Annotated in this window: 16 protein-coding genes; 6 read left to right on the top strand and 10 right to left on the bottom strand. The window is 65.6% G+C overall.

What is annotated here, in order from left to right; genetic code table 11:
* Positions 1-192: 192 nt before the first annotated feature.
* Positions 193-810, bottom strand: a complete 618-nt coding sequence (locus K206_RS0109535; RefSeq protein WP_020202187.1) for a hemolysin III family protein — start codon at positions 808-810, stop codon at positions 193-195.
* A 193-nt stretch (positions 811-1,003) separates the two neighbouring features.
* Between K206_RS0109535 and K206_RS0109540 the strand changes: the two genes are divergently transcribed.
* The 3 genes from K206_RS0109540 to K206_RS0109550 are packed head-to-tail and all read left to right on the top strand — an operon-like array spanning position 1,004 to position 3,437.
* Positions 1,004-1,834 (top strand): ABC transporter substrate-binding protein, encoded by an 831-nt coding sequence (locus K206_RS0109540; protein WP_020202188.1) that lies wholly within the window; start codon positions 1,004-1,006, stop codon positions 1,832-1,834.
* 42 nt (positions 1,835-1,876) lie between these two features.
* Complete coding sequence (locus tag K206_RS0109545; RefSeq protein WP_020202189.1) at positions 1,877-2,629, top strand: ABC transporter permease subunit; 753 nt, start codon at positions 1,877-1,879, stop codon at positions 2,627-2,629.
* Complete coding sequence (locus K206_RS0109550) at positions 2,622-3,437, top strand: amino acid ABC transporter permease (RefSeq protein WP_020202190.1); 816 nt, start codon at positions 2,622-2,624, stop codon at positions 3,435-3,437. Before K206_RS0109545 ends, K206_RS0109550 begins: the two co-directional genes overlap by 8 nt.
* A 64-nt stretch (positions 3,438-3,501) precedes the next feature.
* Here the strand turns inward: K206_RS0109550 and K206_RS44640 are convergent, their stop codons facing one another.
* From K206_RS44640 to K206_RS0109575, 5 genes are all read right to left on the bottom strand, one after another.
* Complete coding sequence (locus tag K206_RS44640) at positions 3,502-3,636, bottom strand: hypothetical protein (protein WP_020202191.1); 135 nt, start codon at positions 3,634-3,636, stop codon at positions 3,502-3,504.
* Between the two features lie 64 nt (positions 3,637-3,700).
* Positions 3,701-4,636, bottom strand: a complete 936-nt coding sequence (locus tag K206_RS0109560) for a DUF6708 domain-containing protein (RefSeq protein ID WP_155888016.1) — start codon at positions 4,634-4,636, stop codon at positions 3,701-3,703.
* A complete protein-coding gene (locus K206_RS0109565) occupies positions 4,633-7,443 on the bottom strand; it encodes a toxin VasX (RefSeq protein WP_155888017.1) in 2,811 nt (936 codons plus the stop codon). Before K206_RS0109565 ends, K206_RS0109560 begins: the two co-directional genes overlap by 4 nt.
* A gap of 14 nt (positions 7,444-7,457) precedes the next feature.
* On the bottom strand, positions 7,458-8,381 hold the full coding sequence (locus K206_RS0109570; protein ID WP_020202194.1) for a hypothetical protein: 924 nt from the start codon (positions 8,379-8,381) through the stop codon (positions 7,458-7,460).
* On the bottom strand, positions 8,381-10,513 hold the full coding sequence (locus tag K206_RS0109575) for a type VI secretion system Vgr family protein (protein WP_020202195.1): 2,133 nt from the start codon (positions 10,511-10,513) through the stop codon (positions 8,381-8,383). Before K206_RS0109575 ends, K206_RS0109570 begins: the two co-directional genes overlap by 1 nt.
* Before the next feature lie 414 nt (positions 10,514-10,927).
* Between K206_RS0109575 and K206_RS0109580 the strand changes: the two genes are divergently transcribed.
* The 3 genes from K206_RS0109580 (at position 10,928) to K206_RS37880 (ending at position 14,028) form a co-directional block, all read left to right on the top strand.
* Positions 10,928-11,785: a mechanosensitive ion channel family protein gene (locus K206_RS0109580; RefSeq protein WP_020202196.1), complete on the top strand. Its 858-nt coding sequence runs from the start codon at positions 10,928-10,930 to the stop codon at positions 11,783-11,785.
* Positions 11,786-11,917: 132 nt separating this feature from the next.
* Positions 11,918-13,003 (top strand): Zn-dependent alcohol dehydrogenase, encoded by a 1,086-nt coding sequence (locus tag K206_RS0109585; protein WP_020423728.1) that lies wholly within the window; start codon positions 11,918-11,920, stop codon positions 13,001-13,003.
* A 104-nt stretch (positions 13,004-13,107) separates the two neighbouring features.
* Entirely contained in the window at positions 13,108-14,028 is a 921-nt protein-coding gene (locus K206_RS37880) for a LysR family transcriptional regulator (RefSeq protein WP_020202198.1), read from the top strand.
* Positions 14,029-14,101: 73 nt separating this feature from the next.
* Here the strand turns inward: K206_RS37880 and K206_RS0109595 are convergent, their stop codons facing one another.
* From K206_RS0109595 to K206_RS0109610, 4 genes are all read right to left on the bottom strand, one after another.
* Positions 14,102-14,611, bottom strand: a complete 510-nt coding sequence (locus K206_RS0109595) for a hypothetical protein (RefSeq protein WP_020202199.1) — start codon at positions 14,609-14,611, stop codon at positions 14,102-14,104.
* 445 nt (positions 14,612-15,056) lie between these two features.
* Positions 15,057-16,112 (bottom strand): carbon-nitrogen hydrolase family protein, encoded by a 1,056-nt coding sequence (locus K206_RS0109600; protein WP_020202200.1) that lies wholly within the window; start codon positions 16,110-16,112, stop codon positions 15,057-15,059.
* Positions 16,113-16,133: 21 nt separating this feature from the next.
* Positions 16,134-17,987, bottom strand: a complete 1,854-nt coding sequence (locus tag K206_RS0109605; RefSeq protein WP_020202201.1) for a cation acetate symporter — start codon at positions 17,985-17,987, stop codon at positions 16,134-16,136.
* A gap of 9 nt (positions 17,988-17,996) precedes the next feature.
* Positions 17,997-18,347 carry a DUF485 domain-containing protein gene (locus tag K206_RS0109610; protein WP_020423729.1) on the bottom strand — a complete coding sequence of 117 codons (351 nt, stop codon included), beginning with the start codon at positions 18,345-18,347 and terminating at the stop codon, positions 17,997-17,999.
* Positions 18,348-18,554: the final 207 nt, after the last annotated feature.

Raw genomic sequence — 18,554 nt, forward strand, 5'->3', positions numbered from 1 at the left:
GGCCGTCCGGGGGACGGCCGCGCGGGGCAGCGGATGGCAGGGAAGGGAATCGACCGCCGCTGGCAGGGAGCCGGCGCGCCGGGCTGGCCGGCAAGCGGCTGGACGCATGTTATTGGGCGGCGGCGGCGGCGGGGGCGCGGCACGCGCGGGCAAGGCGGGCCGCCCTGCCCCGGCATCGGGAAGGCGGGCGCCCTAGCCCACGTACCAGAAGATGCTCACGAACTGGCAGGCGCTCCCCGCCAGCACGAACAGGTGCCAGATCCCGTGAAAGTGCCGCACCTTCTCGTCGAACAGGAAGAACCCGATCCCCGCCGTGTACAGCGTGCCGCCGGCCACCAGCCAGTACAGCCCTCCGGCGGGCAGCGCGGCCACCAGCGGGCCGAACGCGAACAGCACCAGCCAGCCCATCAGCACGTAGATCAGCAGCGAGAAGATGCGCGTGCGCTTGCCGATCCACAGCTCCTGCGCGATGCCGATCACCGCCAGCCCCCAGTTCACGCCGAACAGCGTCCAGCCCCACGGCCCGCGCAGCGTGACCAGCGCGAACGGCGTGTAGCTGCCGGCGATCAGCAGGTAGATGGCGCAGTAGTCCAGCCGGCGCAGGATGTCCTTGGGCCGGCCGCGCAGGCTGTGATAGAGCGTGGAGATGGTGTAGAGGAACACCAGCGTGCTGCCGTAGACCACCGAGCTGACGACCTTCCAGGCGTCGTGGTACAGGGCGGAGGAGGTGACGAGGACGGCGGAGCCGGCGGCGGCGAGGATGGCGCCGGCGAGGTGGCTGTAGCCGTTGAAGCGCTCTCCGTGATACATGGGTTCGGGCTCTCCTGTTGGTCGCCGCGGCATCCGCGGCGACGGTCTTCAGGGACATTTTTGCGCCACACAGTGTTTGCTGCGGTGCGCCAAGCTAGTATTTTTGCACGGAATAACCATCTGCAAAACCCTTCGTTCCCTTGGGGTCAAGGGATCGCTATCGTCTCGCCAACACAACCATCGCGAGACATCCATGCGAATTTCCTCCCCGCTGATCAAGGCCGCGCTGAGCCTGGCGCTCGGCATCTCGGTGCTGGCCTCGGGCGCGGCCCGCGCCGACCGGCTCGACGACATCAAGAAGGCCGGCGTGCTGCGCGTGGGCGTGTTCGACGCCAACCCGCCGTTCGGCTTCGTCGAGGCGGGCAGCACCACGCCGGCGGGCCTCGACGTGGACTACGCCACCGAGATCGCCAGGCGCCTGGGCGTGAAGACCGAGTTCCGCGCCACCAACCCGGCCAACCGCATCCCGCTGCTGGCCTCGCAGAAGGTGGACATCGTCGCCGCCAACTTCACCATCACCGACGAGCGCCGCCAGCAGATCGGCTTTTCCACGCCGTATTTCGCCAGCGGCCTGCAGCTGATCGCCAGGAAGGGCACGCTCAAGCAGCCGGACGACCTCAAGACCTGGCGCCTGGGCGTGGACAAGGGCACCACGCAGGAAACCACGCTGCGCCAGAAGTACCCGGACGCGCGCGTGATCGCCTATGACGACTCCCCGCTGGCGCTGACCGCGCTGCGCAGCGGCGCGATCCAGGCCTTCGCGCAGGACGGCGCCAAGCTCGGCGCGCTGCTGGCCACCCTGCCCAACAGGGACCAGTTCGAGATTTCCTCGTTCACGCTGACGCGCGAGTACATGGGCGTGGGCGTGCCCAAGGGCGAGGACCGCCTGACCGCCGAGATCGACCGCATCCTGCTGGCGCTGGAAAAGGACGGCACCGCCGCGCGCATCTACGACAAGTGGTTCGGCCCCAAGAGCGCCGCGCCGCTGGCGCGCGACTTCACCATCGGCAGCACGGTGAAGTGACGCGGCCGGCTTGTCCCTGCCGCGTGAAGGATGGCGTGAAGGATGGCCATGCCGGTGCTTGACATCCTGATGCAGCCCCTGCCGGCGAAGTACGTCGGCTGGATCGTCTCCGGCTTCGGCCTCACGGTGGCGCTGTCGGCCGCCGTGTTCGCGCTTGGCTGCGTGCTGGCCGCGGTCTGGCTGGCGCTGGCGCTGGTGCCGTTCGCGCCGCTGCGGCTGGCCGCGCGCGGCGCGGTCGGCTTCCTGCGCCGCACGCCGCTGCTGGTGCAGTTGTTCTTCTGGTATTTCGGCGCGGCGCAACTGCTCGGCGACGCCGCCATCGGCGCCTTGTACGACTGGCAGGGCGTGCGGCTCGGCGCCATCCACCTGCCCGCGCCGTCGCTCGAGGCGCTGGCCAGCCTGATCGGCATCGGCCTGTATGCCAGCGCGTTCTACGCGCGCGAGCTGGAGGCCGGGCTGGCCAACGTGCCCGCCGGGCAGGGCGCCGCGGCGCTGGCGCTGGGCTTCACGCCGGCGGCGGCGTTCTGGCGCGTGGTGCTGCCGCAGGCGCTGCGCATCGCCGCGCGGCCGATGGTGGGGCAGCTCTGCCAGACCATCAAGAACACCTCGCTGGCGATGGCGATCGGCTTTGCCGAGATGTCCTACGCCGCGCGCCAGGTCGAGACCGACAGCCTGATGACCTTCCAGGCCTTCGGCCTGGCCACCTTGCTGTACGCGGCGCTGATCCTGCTGCTGCAGGCCGCCGCGCCGCCGCTGCTGCGCCGGCTCGGCTGGACGGAGGCGGCCCGTGCCTGAGGCGCTTGCCGGCGGCTGGGCGGTGGTGCTGGCCCAGTTGCCCTACCTGCTCAAGGGCACCTTCCCCGACGGCCCGCTGGCCGGCGCCGCGCTGACGCTGTGGATCGCCGTGCTGGCCTGCGCCGGCGCCACCGTGCTCGGCATCGGGCTGGCCATGCTGCTCGAGCTGATGCCCACCGCGCCGGCGCGGCCGCTGCGCGCGCTGCTCGCCGGCCTGCGCGCGATCCCAGTGCTGATGCTGATCTTCTGGACCTACTTCCTGCTGCCGATGCTGGCCGGCGTGCACGTCGGCGAGGTGCGCACCGTGGTGCTGGCGCTCGCGCTGATCGGCGCGGCGTACATCGCCCAGGTCATGGAAGCGGGCTTCGACGCGATCGGGCGCGGCCAGCGCCAGGCCGCGCTGGCGCTCGGCATGACGCCGCCGCAGGCACTGTGGCAGATCGTGCTGCCGCAGACGCTGCGCGCCATGCTGCCGTCGCTGGGCAACGTGTGGGTGTCGCTGGCCAAGGACACGTCGCTGGCCTACATCGTCGGCGTGGTGGAACTGTCCACGGCGGCGGCGCAGGTCAACGGGCGCAGCATGGGCTACGCCGCGCAGGTGTTCGGCGCGGTGGCGCTGCTGTACTTCCTCATCTGCATGGGCATCGAAGGCGTGGCCGCGCTGCTGCTGGCCGCCGCGCGCGGCCGGCACGGCTTGCCGCGCGCGGCGCGCATGCCCCGCTTGTTCCGCTTGTTCCGCGCGCGCGCCGGCCGGCCTCCGGTCGCGGCGCCGCGCGCGTCTTCACCGTCCCGTCCGGCGCCGCCCTGAGCCGTCGCGGCGGATGCCTTAGTCGCCCGCGCCGCGGCCAGCGTGAACATGCGCAGCCGTGCTATCAAATGCTGATGGGATGGGAGGCGTTGGCGGCGGGCAGACTGTCCGCATGGACGTTGGCGCCCGAACAGCGCCATCGACGCGTGGCGCAGCAGACCATCAGCCGCGAGCCGGGGTACGAGTAGGCGCAGATCATGGTGGACTCCTTGAATTGACGGCCTCGCTATCTGCTTGCTTGGAGGGGAAGGCCTCCTGCGTCGCTACTCAGTGCGACCACTGGATTCAAACCCGCACAGTTGGTCGATTTCCTTGGGGAACCGGATCTCGGGTATGGTGTAGTCGAGGTAGTCGCCGATGCTGTCCGGGAAGACCATGGTGATGAGCCACAACACCTTGGCCGGTGCCCACAACAGCGCCCAGCGTTTGCCCTTGGGCGTGGCCAGGTCGTCGCGAAACTTCGTCGCCCACTGGCGGTAGCCGTACAGAAAGGTTTGCTTGCGGGACATCGGAGGCGGTAGCGGAGGGGGCGCGGGCAACCCGCGCATCCCGTCTTCCATGAACCGCTGCATGTAGTCCCAAAGCCCGCGTGCGGACTCGCCTTGGTCGCGCCAACCCAGGTTGCCGCAGGAAACGGAAACCTCTCCTGGTGGGGATTGCGTCCAGTCAACGCCGACCAGGCAAAGGGGATGGCGGCTGGTGAAACCGCCCGCCCCGACAATGGGGACATAGCCGGCCATGGGCTGCAGTTCGTCCCAGTCCAGCGTGACCAATTGCTGATTGCGGGGGAAGACGTAGTAGATCTTCCGCGTCTTGCGATTCACGCGGACATAGCTGCCGCGTATGCCCCGAGTACCTGCGTACATGAGAGCTCCAACTGCAGCGCCGAAAAGTGGCGTCAATGATATGACCAGCCAATCCATCGCTGAGTAGGGGCCAGGTATGAGGACCATATACACGAGCCCGCACCCGATACCCGCCACAAACAGAATGCCAATCGCACTGCCATAGATGTTCTTGACGAGATGACCGCCTGACCCTAATTCCAGGCAATCTTCGTTCATTCGTCGCACGCCAAGCTCATCCCGAATATGAAGGGGGTCCGCTAAGACGGGTTCGTTTGACCTGGCGCGAGGTAGCGGCTCCGCACCCAGAAATAAGCCAGCAGGCAGTTTTCTTACTTTTTCGTAGGACTTCATTTGGGCTTTGTCACCGGGGAAAGTTTTGCCGGATCGATCGTCTTGGAGAACCAACCAGACGACGTGAACACCAAGGGATTTGGCGCATCTGGCTGCTCCAATGCCAAGGTGGGGCGCGACTCTACGTCAGGCCGATACAAATATTGCAGCTCGACCTGAGCATCTTCATGCATGCCAATGCGCCAACCTCGCTCTACTCCCACGCCATCAGTCAACGGAGCGATCACATAGTGAGTGTCGAGGTTGATCTCTGTCCCAGGCTTTGCAAGGGCATCTTCCGCACGAAACTGGGACAGCGTCTTACCTTTCAAACGAACCTGCAGGATCGTGCGAAAATCCGTACGACCGAACACGGAGCTAGGTAAGGTACAGCGCAGTCGCAGTGTTCCGACCGAACCATGGGCCTGTTCCCACTTTGCGCTAATTTGTGGGCTATACAGCAGGCTGTGCCACGCAGTCATCTCACCTGGCAGGGAATACCTGGGTGTGTATCTTCCCCACGCAGAGTATTTCAAAAGGACTTCCATCGGTCCGTGCTCTGCATCTTCGGACTTGATGCTCATGTAGATGGCTAGACCCGAGAATGCGACGATGATGGCTGCCCAACCAAAGGGGGTAATTCCCAGCGTCCACACTGGAGCCGCGGCCCCCGTCAGACTAGCGACAGCTGCAGCACCACCTGCCGCTGTGGCAAATGCGGCCACTCCACCGGCAAGCGCCGCTCCCAAATACAAGGCTGCCTGCTCTGGGTTCCCATCTTGGTTAGCTTGGGCTGCCCTAAAGCCATCAGTGAGCGCGAGCACAGCAGCGGCTCCAGCACCAAGAACGGTGGTGCCCCACTTGACGCCGAAAATCCTGATGGAACGAGCCAGTACCGCATTTCCCTTGCTACTTGCTCTCCACGACGCCGCAAGGGCCCAAACCTCGATCGAAGTACTGATAAGTGCAAAAACTGACCCCATCAACGACGTGGCAGTGATAATGCTCTTATCTGTTTTGCGCGCTTCCGTAGCGTTCCTTACTCCCCAAATCGCCAACCCAGCGCCAATCCCGGTAAACACAGCACCCGCAGGCCCCTGCATTCGCTTCAGGTTGCGCAATAGCGGATTGCCTTCCGCCGGCATCGGCCTCGGCTGCCCGGTGACGGTGGTGGAAGCAACGGTCTCCCATTCCCACACCTCGACATACTCGGTGACGGATCGCTGTCGCGTGCCTGGTAGCGGGCCCGGTGCTTCGTCCAGGTGAATGTTCCAGCGCTTCTGTATATCGCCCATCTCGGTGTAGCCCTGCAGTTCCAGGGCCCATCCCGTGTACTGTTCACCCGGCACGTCACGGTGGCCGACAACAATGCCGAAGCGCCGCTCGCCTACGTGCCGGAGGCGGCGCACCTGCACTTCAGCCAGCTGCTTGGACCCCTTGGCCAAATAGGGCCAAAGCAGGCGTGTCAGCAGGTCGGTGACGATGGTGCCGGGGCGTTCGTCGAGCATCTTGTCAACCATGTCGAACACGCCTTTGGCGATGCTCAACGAGTTGGTCAGGCGCTTCTCCAAGGACATGTCGCCTGCACTCAGCGCGCGCCATAGCGGACTGATCGCCGGGTTCGCCTCAATGTGTTTGGTCAGCGCTTGGATGCCAGCATCGGTGCTGGGGGTCGTCGCCAGGCAGTTGAGTACGGCTTGCTCGTAGTCACGTGCGTTGCCGGCACACGAGAGGTCGAACAAGCTCAACGCCTTGCCTACCAGGCCGGTCTGCGTCATCAACCCAACCCAGACCGCCACATCCGCTCCGGTCTTGGCGATGGGGTCTTCGAAGGTCTTCAGTTTCTGTTCGTAGAGCGACTTGAAGCCTTGTGCGCCTTTGAGGTCCACCAGCTTGCGCTGGCGTTCGATTGCTTCGCGCATGTCCGGTGTCTTGGCGCCGCTCTCGGCTTGCTTGAAGTAGCTGGTGATGAGCGCCGCGCTCTGCAGACGATGCTTGTTGGTGGCCTGGTAGTGATCTCGCTTTCCAACTTCCGTGGCGCAGAGGTGGTTGAGTTCGCTGGCCAAGCCGATGAAGTCATGGAGAACCACTGCCAGGGGGATGACGTCTTTGCGTGGCGCAAGCGCCCGGTGCAGCTCACCGAAGATGAAATTGAAGTCCGCCATGTTGTTAGGCAGCTTGATTTCGCTCCAGGGAAAGTGCCTGGGCTGCCCGTAGAATCCAGGCGACAGCAGCTCCCGGGTGGCGGTGCCTAGCAGCACGGCATTGAAGGCGTTCTTTTGCTCCGGCCCACCCGCAGGCCGCACCTCGGTTGCGAGGCGCTTTCGCAGTCCATCCGTATCCTGCTCGATTTTCCAGAGGGTGGCGTGGGTGAGAATGGTGTCGCTCACCATCACGTATACCGTCTGGGCAACACTGGATTCGGGGGCCAGCAGATAGGTGGTGGCCTTCGTCACATCCGGGCGGACGCGGCTTCCGGGTGCCTCGTCGTTGTAGTCCGCCTCAGTCCACCATAGGTGAGCGAAGCGAACATCTTCGGTGACCAGGTAATGGCGGGTCTTCATTCGGCCATCCTGGAAGTAGAACAGGTAGACATAGCTGCCTGGCCGTAGCACGCGCAGCCCGTAGGCCATGTTGCTCTGTAGACCGGGATAGCCCTCCACGCTAAGCGTGGCGAAGACCGAGGCGCTGTACGCTTGTGTCGCTATGCCGTAGCGCAATGGGTACAGAGGTACACCATGCTCGCAAGGCGGCGATGAGATGGCGTTGAGAGTCTTGGCGCATGGGTTGTCAGGCTGCAGTGCCTGCTTGAATGCCGGGCTGGTCATGGCTCCGAATCTCTCTATATGGAGGTGACCGAGGTCTGGCTCAGCCGGTCACTGATGTCGAACAGTCGTTGCAGCCCCTGGATGCTGGTCTGGCGCAGCAAATCTTGTATCAGCCGGTCTTCGACAAAGGCTTTCTGCGTGTAGCGTAGGCGCAATTCCATGTAGAACCGGAGGTCGCGCTCCAGGCTGAAACCGAAGCTGTTTGCCTCGTCAACAAAAATCGTCAGTTGCCGGCGCAGGCGCAGCTGGTCTTCTTTCGTGGAAAACACTGGGAAACGCCGGGTCATGAGGCACGCGAAATCGCGCATGAACCAGGCACGGCTGGCGAGATTCAGGGCGGCCTCGTCGCTACCCGTGAGGGCGATCTGCTGCCCGTCTTGGAGATCGCCGGACGCGGTTACGGGGGTTCGTATTCGCAACCACTCGTCCACATTCTGGCCGGCATGCCAGATAAGGCTCTGGATGGGGCCGAATACACGGGCGAGCTGCTCGGAGGGAAGGGCTTCGCATATTTCCTCCAAGGTCCGCAGGGCGTCCAAGCGGAAAGCGATGGGTTGACCATCTGAGCCGGTGAAGTGGTCCAGCGCTTGTATGTGTTGCAGTAGTGGCTGAGGCTCCGCCGGTCCTACTAGGATGAGCCCCGCCTGCTCAGGCCCCCAGGCGCTAATGAACTTCTCCAGCAGAGGTGCGCTGAGGGGAAGGAGCATAGGCCCCCGCCTGTAGCCGGGGGGCTCGTACTCTCGCGGGGTTCCGCGCCACACCCAATACAAGGAGAAAGGGCCAGTCAGCGCCTGCACTTCGCTCTCCAGTTCCGTGCTATGAGCGCCGTTGAGCCAGAGCCACGCGGTGAGGCCGGTTTCCAGTTGCGCCCAGTTCGGCGTGTCAATCACGCGCACAACCTGCCGCGGCCAGCCGGCATCGATATACGACTGGTGCATCAGCTTGCTCCCTTTCCACAGGGACACGGTACGCGTGAGCAGCTGCCGTCGGCACGCATTCCGCAAGCACGATCCAGGCTGAGTCCCGGCGCCGGGGAGCCTGCTACGCCATGCCCATTGCCGCTGCCGCCGGTCTTGAGCTGCAGCGAGCCCTTGAAGTCGAGAGCGACGCCGTTGAGCGAGATGCCGGCACGGTTGATACGCAACGTGCCACCCGGTCCTTCGATGACAAATTCATCTTCCACCTGGATTCTGTACGTCTTGGTGAGATGGCGGATTTCTTGCCCTGCCTGTAGATAGGCATGGCCTTGCACGGTCTCCTCGCGATGGCCGCCAATCTCAATCCAGTGGTCGGCTCCAGACTTATCGCGACGGTTGTTGCCGACCTCTTCGGTGCGATCCTTAGCGGTGATGATCGTATGGTTGCGACCAATGTTCAGGAAGTCATCCTGGCCAATGTTGTGCCGGCGATCGTGGTCAATGGAAACCTGCTCGTCATTACCCACCGTTTCCGTTCTGTCATGCCCGATGGCGATGGTTTCATCGTGCTGGACCTGCTCGCTGCGGTCATGTCCGACGAAGGTGGCCTCGTCGTGATTGACGTGGATGTTCTGGTCCTTCTGCGCATGGACGAAGATTTCTTCCTGGCCGGCCTCGTCCTCGAAGCGCAGTTCGTTGTAGCCCTCACCCTTGTGGGTCTGACTCTTGATGGTCATGCGCGTCTTGTGGCGCGGCAGCTCATAGGGCGGGCGCTGCAGGGCGTTATAGGTGCGCCCGATGATGATCGGCTGATCCGGGTCGCCGTCGTAATTGCCGACGATCACTTCCTGGCCGATGCGCGGGATAGCCATGTGGCCCCAGAGCGCGCCGCCCCAGTTCTGCGCCACGCGCACCCAGCACGAGCTGTGCTCGTTGTGCTGGCCTTCGCGGTCCCACGGGAACTGTACCTTCACCCGGCCGTACTCGTCGGTGTAGATCTCTTCACCGGGTGGCCCCACCACCACGGCCGGCTGCGGGCCGTCGATGCGCGGGCGGGGCAGAGGCTCGGCGCGCCATTCGGTGTCGTCGAGCACCAGCTCGGCGGTGTACGAATAATGCGTGCCAAGCTGGGCGTCGGCGCTTTCCTCGGCCTGGCTGGTGGTCTGCACGCCGTGGTGATGCATCCGTACCGGCCGCCAGCCGCGGTTCATGTCCTCGCGCGGGTGGCCGATGAGGTCGAAGGACACGCCCGGCAGCAGGCGCGGGTCGTCGCCCTCGACGGTGGCCAGGAGGGCATCGCGGCGGTGGCCGCGCAGGCGGTCGGTAGTGAAGGCCGTGCCGACGTCGACGCCGATCTGCTTGTAGCGCCCCGGGTAGTCGTAGCGTTCGTACTGGCGGCCCTGGTGGTCGAGGTCGGCCCCCTCGCGCTGGCTCTCCTGGTGGTAGCGGGGGTTCTTGAAGCTGTAGTCGCGCTGGACCTGGCGCGCGGTGCGCACGTTCTCGGCGTAGATGAAGCGGCGCAGCGCGGGCTCCGGCTGATCGCCGCCGGGCGCGGGGTTGTAGAGTACAGGCTCGCCATCGAGGCGGCCCTGGATGAAGAGCCGGTCGCTGTGGCGCAGGCGGTGGCCCTCGGCGGAGTGGTGGAAGACATAAAAAAAGCCTTCCTCGCGCAGGATGCGCTCGATGAAATCGTAGTCGGTGTCGCCGGCCTGGACGCAGTACTCGCGGGGCTGATGCGTGTTGGTGACGAGTTGTTCGTAGTCGAGGTCGATGCCGTGGGTCTTGAGCACGGCCTCGGCGATCTGCGGGACGGTCAGCGTTTGGAAGATGCGCCAGTCGGAGCAGAGCTTGAGGCGGGCGAGGCGCGGCTCGACGATAGCGCGGTAGCGCGTGCGTCGAAAGCCAGTATCCGCTTGAGCGAAGTGTGACAGGGTGCCGTGGACGTAGCGCACGGGCTTCGCGCCGTGCCAGAGGGTGAAGAGAGCGGAGCGGTCGAGGACCTGGGCGAAGTCGACGGCGGGGTTGGTGCTGGCCAGATCGAGCTCCAGCACGAAGGTCTCGGAGAGGGCTTCGCGCAGGGTGAACTCGACGACATCGAAGGACTCGCCACCGATGACGGCGAAGGTGAAACGCAGGTCGGACTGGCGTGCCATGGCGGGTCTCCGTGCAATGCGATGCCACGGCATGATGCTGGCGGCCCACCGGCCTGGGGGGCGGAAAAATCAGATTCTCGAGGGGGATTTTTCCCGGCGTTGGTGATGAAATACCGTAGGCGGGTTCCAATGGCTGGGCTGCGCCAGGGTATCTGTGCGCGAGAGGGCGTAGAAGCAAAGCCCCAGGGTCATATTGCGCATCGCATAGGTCAGGCGGTTCGGTGTGGAGCCCCCTTCACCGCTGCGATGCGGGAAAGCCATACCGTGCCGCGACAAGGCGCGCTCGCGCCGGCCCCGCCACGCGCGGCGGCCGGGTTTTGCGGCCCGGCCACGCGGCATGGCTAGAATCGGGGGTTTGCTCATGGCGCGCCGCCTTGCCGGCGGTGCCGCCCGGCCGTATTCGGACATGCCTCAATGAACCTGCCCTTCAACGACAGTTACCTGCTGCACATCGGACTGAGCGCGGCCATCGTGCTTGCCGGCATGGTGGTGGTGAAGTTCGTCAACCGCTTCTTCCAGGGCCGCCAGCTCGCCGACAAGGAGAACCGCGGCAGCTACCGCACCTGGACCGTGGCCACGCGCAATGCCATCGCGGCGGTGGTGTTCCTGCTGCTGCTGGGCATCTGGGTGTCGGAGCTCAAGAGCGTGGCGATCTCGCTGACCGCCTTCGCGGTGGCGCTGGTGATCGGCGGCAAGGAACTGGTGATGTGCTTCCTCGGCGCGTTCCTGCGCATGATGGCGCGCCCGTTCCAGCTCGGCGACCTGGTGGAGATCGGGCCGCACTCGGGCGAGGTGGTGGACATGGACGTGCTCACCACCACGCTGGCGGAGATCGCCGGCACGCGCCAGTTCACCGGCTCCACCGTGCAGGTGCCCAACAGCATGCTGCTGACCGTGGCGGTGCGCAATCACTCGCAGGCCGGCAGGTACACGCAGGACACGCTGCGCATCCCGCTGCCCGAGAAGTCCGACCCGGACCGCGTGGAGGCCGAGCTGCTGGCGATCACCGAGGCGGTGTGCGCGCCGTTCCTGGCCGAGGCGCGGCACAGCCTGCAGGAATATGGCGGCTCGCGCTTCATGGACCTGTCGCAGTTCGAGCCGCGCGTGCTGTTCGAGCCGGTGGCCGCCGACAAGCTCGACGCGCTGGTGCGCTTCCCGGTGCCGGTGGCCTCGCGCATGACGGTCGGGCAGCAGATCCTGCGCCGCTACCACCGCCAGCGCAGCGAGGTCCTGGCGGCGCAGCAGGACGGCAAGGCGGCGGCGCGGTCCTGAGCGCAGCGGGGTGGGCCGGGTGCTTCACCGAATCGCGTTTCGGCGGTATGGTAGGCGCTGCCGCGCAGCGAGACGCACCGCGGCCGCAGTGAGACCACAACGAGGCCACAACGAGACCAGCCGAGGAGACCCATGAAAGCCGCCGTCATGCATCAACCCAGGACCCCGCTCGTGATCGAGGACGTCGCCATCGGCAAGCCCGGGCCGCGCGAGGTGCTGCTGCGCACGGCGGCGGTGGGCGTGTGCCACTCCGACCTGCACTTCCTCGACGGCGCCTATCCGTTCCCGACGCCGGTGGTGCTCGGCCACGAGGCCGCCGGCATCGTCGAGCAGGTCGGCTCCGAGGTGCGCACGGTCAAGCCCGGCGATCACGTCATCACCTGCCTGTCGGCCTACTGCGGCCATTGCGAGCACTGCCTGACCGGCCACCTGTCGCTGTGCGTGGAGCCCGACACCAAACGCCGCGAAGGCGAGGAACCGCGCCTGCTGGCCAGGGGCGCGCCGATGAACCAGTTCCTCAACCTGTCGGCCTTCGCCGAGCAGATGCTGGTGCACGAGCACGCGCTGGTGGCGATCCGCCCCGAGATGCCGCTCGACCGCGCCGCGCTGATCGGCTGCGCCGTGACCACCGGCGTGGGCGCCGTGGTGCACACCGCGCGCGTGCAGCCGGGCGAGACCGTGGCGGTGATCGGCTGCGGCGGCATCGGCCTGGCCACCATCAACGGCGCGGCCATCGCCGGCGCGGGCCGCATCATCGCCATCGACCGCGTGCCCGGCAAGCTGGCGCTGGCGAAGCAGTTCGGCGCCACCGACGTGGTCGACGCCGCCGACGCCGACGTGGTGGACGCCGTGCGCGCGCTCACGCGCGGCGGCGTGCACCACGCCTTCGAGGCCATCGGCCTCAAGCAGACCGCCGAGCAGGCTTTCTCGATGCTGCGCCGCGGCGGCACCGCCACCGTGATCGGCATGATCGCGCCGGGCGTGAAGATCGAGCTCAAGGGCACCGACTTCCTCGCCGAGAAACGCATCCAGGGCTCGATGATGGGCTCCAACCGCTTCCCGGTGGACATGCCGCGGCTGGTGGACTTCTACCTGTCCGGCAAGCTCAAGCTCGACCAACTGATCTCGCGGCGCATGCCGCTGGAAAACATCAACGACGCCTTCGACGAACTGCGCCGCGGCGAGCTGGCGCGCTCGGTGATCCTGTTCGGGGATTGAGCGGGGGACGCCCGCGTGCAATCGCTCGCTATTGTTCGCCCTGTGGGACAATGGCCCGGCGCGCGCGCACGGCGCGCCATCGGGCACGGAGAGCGGAACGGCGCATGAAGACGATCGAGTGGAAGGACTGGGAGATTTTCTGCCGCGTGGTGGAAGGCGCCGGCTTCACCAGGGGCGCCGAGCTGGCCGAGGTGCCGAAGTCGTCCGCCAGCGCCGCCGTGTCCCGCCTCGAGACGCAGCTCGGCGTGCGGCTGTTCGAGCGCACCACGCGCCGCGTGCGCGTGACCGAGCGCGGCCAGCAGCTCTATGATCGCGTCGCGCCGCTGTTCACGGAGCTGCGCGAGATCAGCGCCGAGGCGCTGTCCGTCAGCGAGCAGGTCAGCGGCACCCTGCGCATCTCCACGCCCTACGAGGTCGGCTCGCTGCATCTTTCGCCCAGCCTCACGCGGCTGCTGCGGCTGCACCCGGACCTGCGCGTGGAAGTGGACGTGACCTGGGACCAGCCCGACCTGATCGAGCGCGGCTACGATCTCGCCTTCGTCATGACCAACACCGGCCTGCACGACAGCTCCTTCGCCAGCAAGCGCGTGGTGCTGATCGAGCGCGGTTTCTTCGCCGCGCCCTCGCTGATCCGCGCGCGCGGGCTGCCGCGCACGCCGCAGGACATGGACGGCTGGCCCACGCTGGGTAATGCCGAAGACCGCCGCTGGGAATTCCTGCGCGACGGCAAGGAGGTGTTCAGCCTCCAGGTGGACCCGCGCATGCGCACGCAGAACGCCGAGATCCGGCTCAAGGCGGCGATGGACGGGCTGGGCGTGGCGCGGCTGTCGCCGCGCTACGTGCAGGAGGAACTGGACCAGGGGCGGCTGGTGCGGGTGCTGCCCGGCTATACCACGTCGCCGCTGAAGGTCTTCGTGCTGATGCCGGCGCGCAAGCTGATGCCGGCCAGCGTCAGGGTGTTCCTCGACGTGCTGGAAGAAACGCTGGGCCGGATCGATCCGCGGCTGTCGCCGCCGCGGGTCTGACATGCCCGTGCCGGGGAGGTGAAGCGGCAAGCCCGGCGGATTCCGCGATGCCGGCATCGGATGCCGGCAGGCATCAATACGGCTGGTCCCCGGGCCGGATGTCCAGCCCCAGCACTTCCGCCACCGCCATCATCTCCTCGTCGTCCTCGCCGCGGGCGATCCATCCCGCGTAGGCATCGCCTTCCGTGTTCCAGTTCCACAAGGTGAAGCCCGCCACCCGCAACTGCTCGAACGCCAGCTCCATCAGTTCGGGCACGCTGGTGCTCTCGAGGAAATCCTCGTCCTCCGGGTCCTCCGCGCCCCAGTCGAGCGTGACGTCGACGCGCGCGCACAGCGCGTCCATGCAGCCGATGAAGGACGCGCAGTCCTTCCAGTCCACGTAGAAGCCCGATTCCCAGTCGATCACGTCCTTGAGGATCCACAGCAGCTCCTGGCCCTCGATCTCGTCGGCATCGTCGGCGTCGGCCAGCTCCTCGTCGAACAGCGTCTGCTGCTTCTCGATCATGGCCGCGTCGTCGAAGTTGATCAGCTCGATCAGGCGCCAGAGTGCCTGGCGCGCTTCGTCGTTCAGTCCGTCGCTCATTGCATCTGCCTCCTTCGGTGCGGCGCCTCGCGGCGCATGGCTGGGGAAAACAACGTGGCTGGCGCCGGTTTGCGCTCAACCGGCGCTCAACCGGCGGCGAGCTGGCTGATGCCGGGAGCGTATCCCATCGTTCAGCCCGCAGTGAAATGATGATCGTAGTATAGGGCGGGCTGGGGGGCTGACCTCGGACATCGAAGATCCTGCTGAACATCGATGCGCTTGCGAAATGTATCCTCAGGCGTCGCGTCCCAATTCTCCGGGCCGTCCTTGGAATGCACTCCCCACGCGCGGCCCCTCGTTCCGGGGGCGGCCAGTTGCAGTGTGTTCTCCTCCGCGCGAATACCGCTTTGTCCTGGCCGCCTTGGTCGCCTGCCGTTCCCGATGTTCTTCTTGCCACACCGGAGCGTCGAATCACATCGGCGGGGAATTCCCGGGCAGGCGCCAATCAGGCCATGTCTTCCATCGTTGCCTCAGGCGCGCCGGCCCGTTCGCCGTTCGATTGCGTGCGGGGCGCGCTCGCCGTCTCGGCCGAGAATTTCGCCGGGCTCAGGCGGCGACGGTCGATTTCGATGTTGAAGACATCGAAGCGATTGTAGTAGCCCACGATGTCGTGAAACTGTTTGGGTTCGATGCAGGCGTTGATGTCGAATGTCGCATAGGCGATGCCTTCCTCCGTTTGCAGCGTATCGCCGATCACGGCCCCCGTCGGATCCAGGAATTGCGTGGCTGCGCGAGGCGTGTTCTCCAGGACCTCGATGGCCTGGCGATCGCCGCTGGCCGCGAGTTGATCGAACATGGTCTTATCCATGAATCCGGCATTGAGAATGCCGAATGCCTTGGCTTCGAACGAGTGGCCGCCTGCCCGGATGCGATTGGCTGCGAGATTGTCGAAGTTCTGACCCGAGCCAGGCATGCGGGTCGGCCAGATTGCCGGCCACGCGGAGATATGAATCTGCTCCCCTTGAGCCGCGAGCGCGTATCGGGCCAACGGGTTGGTGTTCTCGCCGCAGATCAGCGCGCCGATGCGTCCGATGCGCGTGTTGCTCACCCTCAGGCCGTGACCATCGCCAGGCGCCCAGACCATTTTTTCGTAGAAGGTGGGAACGAGCTTTCGATGATGGTTGAGGAGTGTGCCGTCGTCGCCGATGAGGGCGTTGGAGTTCCAGATGCAGCCCACGCTGGCCTCCGTGCTCTCGCTGAACCCGATCGAGACGAAGACGCCGTTGCGCCGGGCCGCCGCCTGGATCTGCGCCATCTCGGGGCCATCGACGAGGATGCTGTTCAACACCATGCGGCGGAACCAGTCGTGATTGTAGATGGGTGCCCACAATGCAGCCCAGACGGGAAAGCCCGGGATGAACGACTCGGGAAAGGCGACAAGTTCCGCCCCCTGGCGGGCGGCTTCGTCGATCAGCGATACGGCTTTGGATACCGTTGCCGCCGCATTCATGTAGACGGGGGCGGCGTGTACGGCCGCGACTTTGACGATGGGAAGATTCATGATTGTTCGTTCCGGACCAGATTAGTGCGATACGGCTTGCGCCGCGCCGATGCCGGTTTCACGGCGCACGGAAAGCTCGGCCCAACGCGCCTCGGAAAGGCGGCTGCGGCTGAGCAGGGAGAAGAGGAAGACAAGAAGAAAGCCAAACGGGATGGAGATAATTCCGGGGTTGCGCAGTTCGATGAGCGGCCTGCGCAGCCCAACGATGCTGCGGGCGTCATCCGGGATGGAAGCCGTGAGCGCCTGCTCGCTCGCAAGTCGGCTGCCGAGCTTCTGGCGGACGTTCTCATCGTGCGCATCGGCGATCTGCCTGGACAGCGCTGTCACGGTTTTCATCGCCGCCTCCTTTTGCAGAAGCGGGTAAGTCATATTGGGCGATACGAGCACCAGGCCGATGGAGAGAATCGTTCCACCCACCACGCCGGCCACGACACCGGCGGTGTTGCAGCGGCGCCAGTACAGCGTGCAGACCAGCGCGGGCAGATTTGCCGAAGCGGCGACCGCGTAGCCCAGCCCCACGAGCTGGGCGACGTTCTGGCCCTTGGCGGCAATGCCGGCCCCCACCGAGATGGCGGCCATGAGCAAGGTGGCGATGCGGGCTGCCGCGACCTGCTCCCGTTCGGTCGCGACGCCATTCTTGATCGCGCCGACATAGACGTCGTGCGCGAGCGCCGACGCCGCCGCCAGGGTCAGGCCAGCCACCACCGCCACGATCGTCGCGAATGAAACGGCGGCAACGATGGCGAGCATGAAATTCCCGAGCAGGCTGTCGGGACCGCCGCCAAGGAACTGCGCGAGCATCGGCGCGGCAAGATTTCCCCCCTTGTCCATCGCCAGGATGGCCTTGGGTCCCACGTTCAGTGCCGCGGAGAAGCCGATGACGACAATCAGGAGGTGGCACATGCCAATGGCGAACATTGCATATAGTGCCGACTTGCGCGCCGCTTTCGCGTCGGGCACCGTGAAGAAACGCATCAGGATGTGGGGCATCGCCGCTGTCCCGAGAACGAGTGCCATGCCGAGGGACACTTGCTCCAGGGGATTCTTCAGGTACAGGCCGGGTGCCAGCAGTCTCTGGCCGGCATCCGCGACGCTCAACGCCGACGTGCCGGCGAGCAACCCCTGGACGTGCTGTCGGATGGCGGCATCGGAGACCACGCCGTGGAAGAATCCTTCGATATTGAATCCGTAGGGCAGCCAGGAAAGGATGACGAGGATCAGGCAGAAGGCGATCAGAAGCAGGGCCTTGAGAACCTGCACCGATGTGGTTGCGCGCATGCCGCCGAACAGCACGTACATCAGCATCAAGGCACCCACGGCGATGACCGACATCTCGTAAGGAATGCCGATCAGCGCCCGCACGATCACGGCGCCGCCGACGATCTGCGGCACCATGTAGAAGAGCGCGACCAGGATGCTGGACACCGCCACCACCAGCTTGGTGGCCCGGAAGTGGTTGCGGAACGCGAGCACGTCGCCGAGCGTGAACTTTCCAAGGTTGCGGCAAGGCTCGGCGATGAGAATGAGCACCGGAATGAAGGATACGAAGAAGCCAACCACGTAGCTGATGCCATCCAGGCCGTACAGCGCGATAAGCCCGGAGACACCAAGGAACGCCGCCGCGGAGAGATAGTCCCCGGCAATGGCGAGTCCGTTCATCCGCGCGCTGATGCCTCCGCCGGCCGTGTAGAAATCGCTTGCCGTCGAATTGCGTCGGGAGGCAACCCATGTAATGCCGAGCGTGAGCAGGAAAAGCACCGCGAAGACGCCGAAGGTCAGTCCGCGATTGTCGGCGCTGACCAGCGTGGGGTTGTCCGCGAGCGCGGCGCTGCTGGCGACCGCAAGCGGCAGCGCGTAAAGGAGTCGTTTGGTCATGGCTGTCCTTCAGGCGATGGCGCGCCGCGCGGCGGCGGCATGGCTCGTGGGGCTGGCTTGCCCGGCGCCACGGGTGAGGGCCGCGGCCGCGGCATCGAGACGCCTGAGCTGAACCGCATAGCGCCAGGCGATGGCGCCGCCGATGAAGTACTGGGCCACGTTGTACCAAAGACCAAGTGTGGTGGACGGCGTGACCCGGATGAGGAGGAGTTGGGGCGCAAACGTCGATACCAGCGGCAGCGAGAAGAAAAACGCCATGCTGATGACGAATAGCCTGACGACGACGATCCGGCGCTGGCGCACGAGCGCGGCAAAATCCGGGTGATCGAAGAGCGCGTGATAGTCGGTTTGTTTGGACATGGCGAACCTCAACGGTTGGGGAAATGCCAGTCGCGGCCCGAAAAATCGGGGATGCGAGGCTGGGCGTTCGGGAGGACAGAAACGAACCAAGGTTAGGGGCGCCCGCCGGATGTGGAAAGCGGAACTTCCGCGCGGTGCCTTGCAAATCTGCAAGGCACTGCGCGCCCTTATCTGGGGCGGGCTGCACAGGGAAAGTGCCGAGCGGGT

The organism is Cupriavidus sp. WS, assembly GCF_000395345.1.
GTDB classification, from domain to species: Bacteria; Pseudomonadota; Gammaproteobacteria; order Burkholderiales; family Burkholderiaceae; genus Cupriavidus; species Cupriavidus basilensis_B.